We start from the raw sequence: 11,559 nt of genomic DNA, 5'->3' as shown, positions 1-11,559 counted from the left end.
ATTGGAACCGTCCGAATGCCCTCCCGAGGCGCCCGATTTCGCCCAGGATGACCCGCCCTTTTCCTCGATGCGCTTTGAAAAGTGCCCACCAGCTATCGCGGCCGTCTGACCTACATCCGCCAGTAGGGCGTTGATGTTGGGGTCTTGTAGATCGTTATAAGAGAACAGGTGCCTGCCGCGCAGGGAGAATCGGGGTTCTCACACCAGACCGATGTCCCAGGCGAAAGGCACCTGACGGGTGACGACTCTACGCGGCAGCAGATCATCAGGGAAGCCCTCCGCGGGCGGTCCAGTGCCCCGGCTCGGGCGCCGTCCGCTGGTCCGGATCGGTCCTGTCGACCCGACGGTGACGGGGGCCGCGGGGCTGGTCGCGGTGACCGAGCTCGTCGATCGGCTCGGTGTTGTCGGCGCGCTCGACGACGGGATCGGCCCGATCAAGCAGCGCGACCGGGGGCTGACTGGCGCCGAGTTGCTCGTCGGGATGGCGAGCAGCCAGCTGCAGGGCGAGTCGGCGCTGGTCGGGCTGGACCGGTCCCGGGCGGACCGGGCGGGGGCGTGGCTGGCGCCGGTGCCGTGCGCTCCGTCGCGGACCGCGGCCCGGCTCGCCGGGCGGTTCGGACCGCCGCAGCTCGCCGGGATCGAACGCGGGCTGGCTGTGATCGCCAGGCGGATGATGCGCCTGCTGCCTGCGCAGCGGCGCGCCGAGCTGGTCACCGGACGCCCGGTGCTGGACTGCGACTCCTCCGACGTGGAGGTCTACGGCCGCAAGAAGCGCGGAGTCGCCTTTACCCATGACGGCAGGCGAGCGGGCCGGCCGCTGCTGGTCAGCTGGGCGCGCACCGGGCTGACCCTGGCCGCCGATCTGCTCGCCGGTAACCAGGACCCGCGTCCGCACGTCATCGCCCTGCTGCGCCGGGCGCTTTCGGTGCTGCCCGACGCGGTGTGCGCCCCACCGGTCGTCCGTGCGGACAGCGGGTTCTACTCGACCGCGTTCATGCGGGCCGTCGTCGCCGCGGGCGGCGACTTCGCGATCTCCGCGCCGCGCAGCGCCGCGCTGTGGCGGGCCTACGCCCAGATCCCCGAGGACCGGTGGGTCGAGGCCCGTGACATGCGCGGCGCGCAGGTCGCCGCCGGCGACCACGCCCCCGAGGGCGCCCCGCCCGGGACCTACACGATCGTGCGCCGGGTGAAGGTCGCCGCCGGCGAGGTCTCCGCCGACCCGCGCTCGCGGCGGGGACGCACGCTCGTGCCCGGCCAGCGCCAGCTCCTGCTCGACGGCATGATCGACCACAGCTGGGCGGTCAGCTTCCTCGTCACCTCGCTGCCCGCGGACGAGCCAGGCGGCATCGTCGCCGTCGAGTGGTGGTTCCGCGGCCGCGCCGACATCGAAACACGGATCAAGTCCCCCGTTCCCTTGGGGAAGCCCGTTCCGGGCTGAAATTTCTGGCGGCAGCCCGCTGCCGGGGTTGTGGTGATCGCTTCGGGTCTCGGGCTGGAGGCAGCTGTGGGCTCGGTGTGCGCCGGCGTTCCAGCGTTCCTGATGGGGGCCCGGTGCAGGTTGACGATTCTGGCGGCTGCCCGCCGACGTCGAGGTTCCGTGGTCGCTTCAGGCCGTGATCAAGTCGGGCGCTGGGAGCCGCACCTGTGGGCCCTTCCGTGTGCCACGAGCACGAGGACCAGATTCGATCCTGCCCCGCGGCTCCTGCGGGCAGCCACCTGTCCGGACCCACCGGAGACGGGAGGCACCCCGTGGTGCTGAAGGAGACCCAGGAAACCGAAGAGATCATCCAACGGATCGCCGCGCTGGACATCGGCAAGGCGGAGTTGACCTGCTGTGTACGGGTCCCCGACGACGACCGGCCGGGCCGACGGCTCCAGGAGGTCGCCACCTACCCGACCATGACCCGCTCGCTGGTCGGGATGGCCGACCACCTGCGCACCCTCGGCGTCACCAGAGTGATCATGGAGGCGACGTCCGTAATCAGGCGTCGCCGTGAGGCCGTCCGTGACGGAGGTTGACAGGTCGGGAATCGGTCCGGCGTGTCGGTCACGGACGGCGAATCTGTAGTCGCTACGTTACGAGACGTGACAGACGTTGGGGAGCCGTGTCGGACGCAGCGGCTCGTGCTGCCGGACGGCGCGACGAGCTGGACGGTGCTCGGGCCGGACTACCGGGTGGTCGGGCCGGCGGAGGAGTTCCTGGAGTACCTGCGGGCGCAGGGCTCCTCGCCGAACACGGTGCGCTCGTATGCGCGGGCGCTCGCGCTGTGGTGGAGCTATCTGGCGGTGTTCGGCTTGGCCTGGGACGCGGTGACGCTGGCGGGGGTAGGCGGGTTTCTGACGTGGCTGCGCTGCGGGGACGGGCCGGATGTGGTGTCGATCGAGCCGCGGGCCGCGCGGGTCGCCGAGTCGACGGTCGCGAACCGGCTGCGGGCTATGACGTCCTGCTACCGCTACCACGAGCTCAACGGCGTGCCGCTGGGCGGCGACCTCGTTCGGCTGGTGCACGGCGGGCGGGCGGCCTACCGGCCGATGCTCGAGCACGTCGCCCGCAGGCGTGGCCGGGAGCGGGCGGTCGTGCGGGTCCGCACCCCGTCGCGGCAGGCACCACCGGTGCTCACGCCGTCGCAGATCGAGCTGATCTGCGATACGTGCGCGACGTTCGACGCGGCCACGGGCAGGTGGCGGGGGCAGGCGCGTGACCGGCTGCTGTGGTCGCTGCTGGCGGAGAGCGGCCTGCGCCTGGGTGAGGCGCTGGGTCTGCAGCACCGGGACTGGCACACCGGCCGCGGCGACACCCCGTTCCTCGAGGTCGTCCCGCGGGAGCATCCGCACCGGGTCCGGGTCAAGGGCGGCCGCTACCGGCGGATCTATGTGTCGGACGCGCTCGACCGGCTCTATGGCGAGTACCTCTGGCAGCTGTGCGACGCCGGCGTCGACCAGGCAGTGGCCGATCTGGACACGGCGCCGGTGTTCGTGAACCTCGCGGGCGGGACGCGGTTCGCGCCGTGGCGACCGGAGACGGTCTATGACCTGGTCCGCCGGCTGCGTCGCGACCTCGCCGGGAAGGTCCCGACGGGCTGGGCGCCCCACTGGCTGCGCCACTCGCATGCCACCGCCCTGCTGCTGGCAGGGGTGCCGGTGCATGTCGTGTCCCGCCGGCTCGGCCACGCCGACGTGCAGACCACGCTGGAGATCTACGCCCACGTGACCGAGGATGCCGATGCGAGAGCGGCGGCGAGTTGGCGGGCGTTCACCGCGGGCTGGCGCCCCCAGGCCGTGGCCGGCGGCGGGCAGATCGGACCGTGCTCGTGAACATCACGGTCGAGGAAGTCATGGACAACCTGGCCGCCGCGGGGTGCGGTTATGACCCCGTGATCCTGGACCAGCTGTGGGCGACGGTTCCTGATGACCTGCGGCTGGGCCGGCTGTCGGCGGCGACGGCGCCCGAGCGCTACCGCGACGCGTTCACCGCGGCCGCCCCGAGCAACGCGATCCTCGTCGAGAGACTGCCCGAGCCGATGGGCCGCGAGCTGACCTGGTGCTGTCTGCGGGTGATCGAGCTGGGCGGGAAGATCGCGCTACCGGGGGTAGCGATGCTGACCCGCCGCCTCGCCGAGGCCGTCGCCGACCTCGGCGCTCGCGGCCCCGTCTCGCTGATGGACCTGCCGGCGCGGGACTGGTGCCAGCAGTTCTCGTTGGCGGTCCACCGGCGCAAGGGCAGGCTGCCGACCGCGCGCTCGACGCAGACCGTGCGGGAGACCTTGGTGCGGTTCCTGCGGCTGCTCGCCCTCGCCTACGACACCAGACCCTGGTGGCAGCGGGAGTCCTGGAACCCGGTCGAGGATCCCCGCATCCCGCTGCGCGCGCACGAGCCCCAGGGCCGTGAGGCGATCTACTTCCAGCGCGTCAGCGCGCCCCGGCTGCGCCTCGGCCTGCAGTGGTACTGCAAGATCAGTCTCGAGACCGGGGCGCTGCGATGGTCGACCGTCGGCCAGCGGGTGTTCGCCATGACCATGTTCGACGCGTTCCTCGCGAGCCGCGGCGGGCGTCCCATGCACCTGGCCGACACGCCGGAGGGGGTGCGGGCCCTCATGCTCGACTACCTCGGCCACGTCCGTGCCTCACGGGCCAGCCGCGGGCCGACCGAGGGACAGCCGCTGTCCGCGAACCACATGAAGATCCTGCTGATCTCCGTCGAGCAGCTCTACGCCTTCATGCACGACCACAAACACGAGGCCGCGGCGACACTGGGCGACCCAGGCTGGCTGCGCCTCGGACCGCAGCATGCGGCGTTCTACCGGCGCGGCGAGATCCCCCGTCCCGTGACACACCGCGACACCGAGCAAAACGTCATCCCCGAGGCCGCGTTCACGCAGATCATGGCCAGCATCGGGATGCTCGGCGATCCGGTGGCCAACGGCGGGTTCGGCGACGAGCAGGCCATGCGGATCATGATGCTGCAGACCCGGCTCGGCCGGCGGATCAGCGAACTGCTCCTGCTCGACCACGACCCGCTCTGCGCGCTCGCCACGCAGGTGCCGTCCGACGAGGAGCCAGACGCGTTCGCCGCCCGGCTCCGCTACCAACAGACCAAGATCGACGGTGCGCCGGACACGGTCCTGGTCGACCGCGAGATCGTGACGATCATCCGCGCGCAACAGGAATGGGCGTCCGGATGGATCGCTCGCCACGGCGCGCCGGGAGCGACGCCGCGTTACCTGTTCCTGGGCGAGAAGATGAACCGCCACGGCAACCGGCCCTACGTGTCGAGCACCCTGCACCGGATGCTCACCGAGATGGCCCGCCGGCTCGATATCCGCGACGACGTCGGCCGTCTGGTCGACTTCCAGCGCACGCACCGCTTCAGGCACACGAAGGCGACCAGCCTGCTCAACGCCGGGGTGCCAATCCACGTCGTGCAGCGCTACCTCGGACATCTGTCACCGACAATGACGATGCACTACGCGAAGACCCTCACCGAGACCCACGAGGCGGAGTTCCTGCGCTACCGCAAGCGCACAGCCGACGCCCGCGAGCTCGCCATGCCGGCGGCCGATCTCTACGACCTGCTGCATCTCGACAGCCGCACCGACCGGATCCTGCCGAACGGCTACTGCCTGCTGCCACCACGGCAGTCCTGCGACCGGGGGAACGCCTGCCTGACGTGCGACAAGTTCACCACCGACGCGACGTTCCTGCCCGAACTGCGCGCCCAGCACCGCCGCACCCTGACCCTCATCGACACCCGCCAGGCAGCGTTCACCGCCCGCACCGGCGCCCCGATGGGCACCGACAACGTCTGGCTCGCCGGCCGTCACCGCGAGGCGGCCGCCCTCGGAGCGGTCATCGCCGCCCTCGACGCCGACACCGCCGCGCAGGGGCAGCCGGTCCGCGGCGCCGGGGTCGTCGCCCGCACCGACGCCGCGGCCCGCCGCGCGACCGGCGACCTGGGACGGGGCCAGCCCGATGGCCGGTAACCTCGACAACCTGCGCAGGGCCACCGCGACGCGCACCGCCACCGCCGTGACCAGAGCCGAAAAGACGCTCGAGGAGATGCGCGCCGCCGGCGAGCCGGTCACCTTCCGCGGCCTGGCCGCCAGATCCGGGGTCTCCCTGGACTTCCTCTATCGACACACCGGCCTGCGCAGCCGGATCGAGCAGTTGCGCGAGGCGCAGACCGCCCAGCCATCCCGACCGGCGGAACCGGACCAGCCGAGCAACATCGTGCGGACACTGACCGCGCAGCTCAGCGAACTCAAGGCCCGCCACCGCGCCGAGATCACCGCGCTGAACGAGGCGCTCGCCGCAGCCCACGGGGAGAACCTGCTACTCCGCCGCCGCCTCGGCCCCAACGCCACGGCCGGCACCAACACCAGCCCCAACGACCCGTGAGCGCCACCCGGACACAGTCGTCACGTGACGACCGCCCCCAGCGCGGCGCCGGACAACCCCACGCGGCGCTGCCCCTGCCTCGGCGCCAAACCCCGGGTCCGCACACACTGATCCGGCCGAGCCGACCCGCCCCGTCGCGGGCGCGTCCGTGACGGCCCTGACCTGCCAAAACGCTAGATTCGATCTTGAAAACTACAGATAACCGGGGACTACTGGCGCTCGCCGTTCTACGTCCTGGAAGCCGCCGGCTTCGAGACATGGCTGGTCAACGCCCGCGACGTCAGACACCTGCCCGGAAGGCCCAAAACGGACTCGATCGACGCTGTCTGGCTGTGCAAGGTCGCCGAACGGCAGATGATCCGGCCCAGCTTCGTCCCGCCGGCCGACCTGCGCCGGCTGCGTGACCTGACCCGCTATCGCACCGACCTCGTCAACGTGCGCACCGCGGAGATGAACCGCGTCGAGAAACTGCTCGAGGATGCCCAGATCAAGCTGGGCACGGTCGCCTCCGACATGTTCGGGGCCTCCGGTCGGTCCATGCTCGCCGCCCTGGTCGCCGGCGAGCGCGACCCGAAGCGGCTCGCCCAGTTCGCCCGCACCCGGATGCGCCGCAAGATCCCCGACCTTGAGGAGGCGTTCGTCGGCGAGTTCACCGACCACCACGCCTACCTGCTGCGCCGGATGCTCGCCCGCATCGACGCCACCACCGCCGACATCACCGACCTCGAGAAAAAGATCGAGGCGGCGGTCGCGCCGTATGCGGACCTGGTCGCCCGGCTCGACGAGATCCCCGGCATCGGACCCGACAGCGCCCACGTCCTGATCGCCGAGATCGGCGCTGACGCGACCCGCTTCCCGACCGCCGGCCACCTCGCCTCCTGGGCGAAGTTCACCCCCATCACGTCCGAGTCCGCCGGCCGACGCAAAGGCCGCAACTCCACCGGCAAGGGCAACCGCTACCTCGCCCGCACCCTCGGCGAAGCCGCCGTCACCGCCGGCAGGACCAACACCTTCCTCGGCGCCCGCTACCGCCGCCTCACCCGCCGCGGCAAGAAGAAAGCCATCGTCGCCGTCGGCCGCTCCATCCTGACCATCGTCTGGCACCTGCTCGCCGACCCCGACGCCCACTTCCACGACCTCGGCCCCGACTACTTCGACCGCCGGATCGACCCCAACCGCGTCCGGCGCACCCACGTCCACGCCCTCGAAGCCCAGGGCTTCATCGTCACCCTCACCCCCGCCGCCACCTGATCGGCGCCGGCCGCGCCCGTCCCAGCGCGGCCGGCGCCGTACAACACCCATCCCAGCAGGGTCGGCCCCCTCAGCAGCCCGTCCCAGCGTGGTCACCGCGGGTGGGCGCGAGCCTGCCCACGTTGCGACCCAATTTCGGACCAGGAACACAAGCTCGGAGCCGGGCTGCGCCACCTCCCGTCCGCCGACCCGACGATCAACCAGGTCTGGATGTGGGCAGCGGTCCTCGCCGGCTGGATCTCCGCGCTGCTCCAGGCCATCTCCGGCTACGACCAGCACGCCGGCCGCGCGCACGCCGCCCGCTTCCGCCACGACCTGCTCCTGGTCCCCGGCCGGCTCGTCCGCCACGCCGGACAGCTCCTCCTGCGGCTGCCGCCCGGCCGCGGTGACCTGCTCACCAGGACCCTCGCCGCACTACGCGCCGCGACCCCTATCCCAGCCACCTGACAGTCAGCACGCCACCACCCCGTGTCTCCGGCGCACCACCCCGCCCACGGTCACCATCGCGGCCCCGACAGGACCCGGACCCGCTGTCCCGGAGCGCATCCGGACCCTCACCCTGCCCCAAAACCGAGAAACGGTCCCCAACCCGGCCTCGATCAAACCGAGAAGCCCCAGACGATCTCCAGTGGCCCTACTGGCGAATTTAGGTCTGACGGGTGGATCACGCATCAGAAAGAAGATCGCGAGAGAACACCCTGGTCAGGCGGCGTCCCCGGCCGGCCGTCCCGCACCATTCCGCACGCCGGCTGACCTGCCCACCTGCGGGTTCTCGCCCGCCTGGCGCAATTCCCGAGGGTTGGTTCAAGTAGCGCTGCGTGGTCGACAGATGTGCGTGGCCGAGCACCCACTGGATATCGGTCAACGGCATCCCGGGATCGCGTGCCATCCGGTATGCCGCCGTATGGCGAAGATCATGCAGCGTCCAGTTCGCGTCCAGCCCGGCGTTGGCCCGGGTGAACATCGCCCGCGTCGCGTCATAGCCGAGCGGCCGCAACGGGCGGCGCAACGTCCGCCACAACGGCTCGTCCCGGCCCGCCGGCACCAGCCCGAACAACTGCGCCTGATAGAGGCGCAGCCACACGAACGCATTCGGGGCCGCCGGCAACGGCTGCAGCACGCGGGTGCCCTTGCGCATCACCGTGATCAGCTGCTGGCCCGGGTCGACATCGCCGACCGTGGCACCGAGCAGTTCGCTGGCCCGCGCGCCGGTCGAGACCCAGAACGCGACCAGCGCCCGGTCACGATGTGACCCCAGCCGGGCGAACAGCGCGTCGAACCGGTCGTCCGGGATGCTGCGCGGGGCCCGCGTCACCACCTTCGGCCGATACCGGCCACGACGGCCCCGGTCGAACGGCTCCATCGGGTTGTGATGCGCATGCGCCCGACCAGGCCGGGCATGCCGCGCCAGCGGGAACGGATTGAGCATCGGCCCCGTCCCCGCCTCCAGATGGAAGTCGTAGAAGCCGCGCAGCACGCTCTCGCAGTGCGCCACCGTCGACGCCTCATACCGATCACCCCGCGACGGCTTGCCGGTCACCGCGTTGACCCGACCAGCCGCAGCCCGGTCCCGCGACGGCGGGTCGCCCGACGGGTCACGCCAGTGCGGCCGCGCCGGTTTCACCGTCACCTGCAGCCACCGCACGAAGTCCCGCGCCTCGACCCGGGTCGCCTGGTCCCAGTCGACTCCGACCGCCCACAGGAACCGGAACCAGCGCAGCAGATCCATCCCATACGACCGCTGCGTCGTCGCCGGCCGCCCGCAGGCCGCCAGCTCGGCGAAGAACGCCGCGACCGGCGCCACCGGCCGGCCATCACCGTCAACCAGCCGATACGGCGCGAACAGATCCCCAGTCGACTCCAACCCACCCAGCAACGGCACCACCAGCCGCGCCAGGTCCCGCGGCACCTCGCCCTCGTTGATCACGAGCAGCGAACCTAGCGGGCCAACCACCACAGCGCGAGCATCCCACTACAGAACGTGCCGCTAGTTCGGTCAACGGGTCGGTCTTGCGCCCGGGGACCGTCTTCATGTGTCGGGCGTTGAGCAGCCAGCACTCCAGGTCGTGTTCGAGCAGGTAGAACACTGGCTTCCAGTAGGCGCCGGTAATCAGGCGTCGCCGCGGGGCCGTCCGCGACGGCGGTCGACGGGCCGATTTGTCCGCCTCCTCGGCCGTGGCGTACGGGTTATCCGGCGACCGTCCGTCATGGGGACAGCCGAGCCGACAGCGGGTCTGGCGCTCGTCGCTCCTCGGTGCTGCTTTTGTCCCTCCCATGGCGTACGCGTCCGTGACAGCCATGACCTGCAAAAACCCTAGATTCGATCTTGAAAACTACAGATAACCGGGGTCGCCTCCATCCCGACCACCGTGACCCGTTCGGCGAGCAGCCAGTCCCGCATCACCAGCAGATCCCGGGTCATCGTCGAGAACGTCCGGACCTCGCTCTTCCTGCGCCGGCCCGTCCCTGGCAGCCGAACGCAGACCTTCACGTCGCCCTTGCTGATGTCGATGCCCGCGCACCGCTCATGCACCACGTCGTCCACGTGGCACCTCCCGCCTGGTCCCGACCGGAGCGGACCGCCCGGCGGGGATCTACCAGGTCAAAGAGTCTGATTCACGTGCTCGAGGCAACAGTTCCGGGTGCCTGTCGATCAGATCCCCAGCGTCCTACTAACCCACGGGCTCCGGAACGCGCCAAGTCGACACGACGTCAGCCGGACGATCCACAGACAGTTTTCACCCGATCAGGGTGCGCCGTCAGGCGCACGGACTACTAACCCTCGTTCCGACCGGGGGGCAGGCCATCGGACCATTCCGATGGCCAGCCCGCCCTCGCGTCGTGGTCCACCCACGCGTTCCGTGGCGAGGACAGATCGAATAGCGCCGTCGCCCCTTCGCTCGACTTCCCCCACACCACACCCAAAGCCGCATCGACCATCACGCCCCACACATCGATGTTGACTCGCACATCCAACCACTAACGGCACACGCGCCTGACATCGGGAGTCACCGAACAATCGGCCCCACTCCGAGCACAGAAGGCTCCACGCCGACGGGCCGGACGATCCAGACCACCAACCGCCACACGCCATAAGGCGGATCTCCGCGCGTGCGGGGACGACCGGTCGGTCTCGATCGAGGTGCCCAGCCAGACGGGAAGATCCCCGGCGCGGGCGGGGACGACCCCAAGACGGCGACGGCGATGGATCAAGCCGGAAGAGATCCCCGCGCGGGCGGGGACGACGAACCGTGCGGCATGGTCACGCCGTGCAGGAAGGGAAGATCCCCGCGCGTGGCGATGCCGCTGGGGTATAGCCAGGGCTGCGGCAAGTTTGCTTGGTAGCGACCGGTAGGTCGTGCTGAGGGTTTCCGGTGGTTCCAGGGCGCGGGTTGGTGCTGGTGGGCGGGGCCGAAAGAGGACGGGCATGGCCCTCGGATGATCATGGAGGTTCCTACGCCAGCCTGATCGTCCTCGAGGTGCCATGCCCGCCGCACCATTATCGTCGGCTGTCCCTGTCCTGGATCAGTTGGCCGCCGTGGCGCCGGTCGGTGGCCGCCGGGTGCCGCCGGTGGATCTGCTCGCGGTGTCCGAGCAGGTCGTCGACCCGCGGAAACGCCGTGGCCGGCGCCACCGGCTGCCGGTCGTGCTCACGCTGGCGACGTGCGCGGTGCTCGTCGGGGCCCGCTCGTTCACGGCGATCGCCGAATGGGCCGCCGACGCCGGCGAGGCGGTCGCCGGCCGGCTCGGGATCGTCCGGGTCCCGGACGTCTCGACGTTCCGCCGGGTCTTCGCCCTGCTCGACGCCGACGCCCTGGACGCGGCGCTGGGAGCCTGGGTCGCCGGCAGGACCGAGCCCGGCAAGGGCCAGCGGCGCCGGGTCGCGGGCGACGGGAAGACCCTGCGCGGCAGCCGGGCCGGTGACACGGCCGGCCGGCACCTGCTCGCCGCGCTCGACCAACGCTAGGCCGTCGTGCTCGGCCAGTGCGCCGTCGACGCGAAGACCAACGAGATCCCCACGATCAAGGACCTGCTCGCCACCGTCGACCTGACCGACACCGTCATCACCGCCGACGCGCTGCACACCCAGGACGACACGGCCAACTGGCTGGTCGCGCACGGCGCCCACTACCTGCCGATCGTCAAGGCGAACCGCCCGACGCTTGCGGCCCAGCCCACCGCCCTGCCCTGGACAAAGGCCCGCACCGCCTGCCGGACGACCAACCGCGGCCACGGTCGCGCCGAGCGGCGGACCGTGAAGGCCACCGAGGTCCGCGCAGGGATCGACTTCCCGCACGCCGCCCAGGCCATCCAGATCACCCGCCGCCGCGGGCCCCTGACCGGCGGCCAGACAACGACCGAGACCATCCACGCGGTCACGAGCCTGCCGACGCATCAGGCCAGCCCCGCGCT

The 11,559-nt window shown here is 71.0% G+C and carries 11 protein-coding genes; 9 read left to right on the top strand and 2 right to left on the bottom strand.

Annotated elements, in window-relative coordinates; translation table 11 throughout:
• Window positions 1–346 precede the first annotated feature (346 nt).
• The 7 genes from QOZ89_RS42860 (at window position 347) to QOZ89_RS42830 (ending at window position 7,593) form a co-directional block, all read left to right on the top strand.
• Window positions 347–1,438, top strand: a complete 1,092-nt coding sequence (locus QOZ89_RS42860) for a transposase (protein ID WP_157910462.1) — start codon at window positions 347–349, stop codon at window positions 1,436–1,438.
• Between the two features lie 311 nt (window positions 1,439–1,749).
• A complete protein-coding gene (locus QOZ89_RS42855) occupies window positions 1,750–2,019 on the top strand; it encodes a hypothetical protein (protein ID WP_071048024.1) in 270 nt (89 codons plus the stop codon).
• A gap of 66 nt (window positions 2,020–2,085) precedes the next feature.
• Entirely contained in the window at window positions 2,086–3,315 is a 1,230-nt protein-coding gene (locus QOZ89_RS42850; RefSeq protein ID WP_071048023.1) for a tyrosine-type recombinase/integrase, read from the top strand.
• Window positions 3,312–5,480: a tyrosine-type recombinase/integrase gene (locus QOZ89_RS42845; protein WP_131803880.1), complete on the top strand. Its 2,169-nt coding sequence runs from the start codon at window positions 3,312–3,314 to the stop codon at window positions 5,478–5,480. The genes QOZ89_RS42850 and QOZ89_RS42845 overlap by 4 nt, the downstream gene beginning before the upstream one ends.
• Window positions 5,470–5,895 (top strand): DUF6262 family protein, encoded by a 426-nt coding sequence (locus tag QOZ89_RS42840; RefSeq protein WP_071048021.1) that lies wholly within the window; start codon window positions 5,470–5,472, stop codon window positions 5,893–5,895. The genes QOZ89_RS42845 and QOZ89_RS42840 overlap by 11 nt, the downstream gene beginning before the upstream one ends.
• A gap of 198 nt (window positions 5,896–6,093) precedes the next feature.
• Window positions 6,094–7,146 carry an IS110 family RNA-guided transposase gene (locus QOZ89_RS42835; RefSeq protein ID WP_116271469.1) on the top strand — a complete coding sequence of 351 codons (1,053 nt, stop codon included), beginning with the start codon at window positions 6,094–6,096 and terminating at the stop codon, window positions 7,144–7,146.
• A 210-nt stretch (window positions 7,147–7,356) separates the two neighbouring features.
• A complete protein-coding gene (locus QOZ89_RS42830; protein WP_071048020.1) occupies window positions 7,357–7,593 on the top strand; it encodes a hypothetical protein in 237 nt (78 codons plus the stop codon).
• A gap of 217 nt (window positions 7,594–7,810) precedes the next feature.
• Here QOZ89_RS42830 and QOZ89_RS42825 read toward each other — a convergent pair whose 3' ends face one another.
• Window positions 7,811–9,073, bottom strand: coding sequence for a tyrosine-type recombinase/integrase (locus tag QOZ89_RS42825; protein WP_198543173.1), 1,263 nt, complete (start codon window positions 9,071–9,073; stop codon window positions 7,811–7,813).
• A gap of 387 nt (window positions 9,074–9,460) precedes the next feature.
• Complete coding sequence (locus QOZ89_RS42820) at window positions 9,461–9,691, bottom strand: hypothetical protein (protein WP_071048018.1); 231 nt, start codon at window positions 9,689–9,691, stop codon at window positions 9,461–9,463.
• 1,026 nt (window positions 9,692–10,717) lie between these two features.
• Between QOZ89_RS42820 and QOZ89_RS42815 the strand changes: the two genes are divergently transcribed.
• A complete protein-coding gene (locus tag QOZ89_RS42815) occupies window positions 10,718–11,113 on the top strand; it encodes a transposase family protein (protein WP_241841736.1) in 396 nt (131 codons plus the stop codon).
• Between the two features lie 6 nt (window positions 11,114–11,119).
• Window positions 11,120–11,559 (top strand): ISAs1 family transposase (locus QOZ89_RS42810; protein ID WP_241841897.1); only part of this gene is annotated, 440 nt, incomplete at its 3' end.

Origin of the sequence: Pseudofrankia coriaricola (assembly GCF_032027725.1) — a bacterium.
GTDB lineage: Bacteria > Actinomycetota > Actinomycetes > Frankiales > Frankiaceae > Pseudofrankia.
The sequence above is the reverse complement of the archived record's forward strand: the minus strand, read 5'-3'. Positions and strand labels throughout refer to the sequence as shown.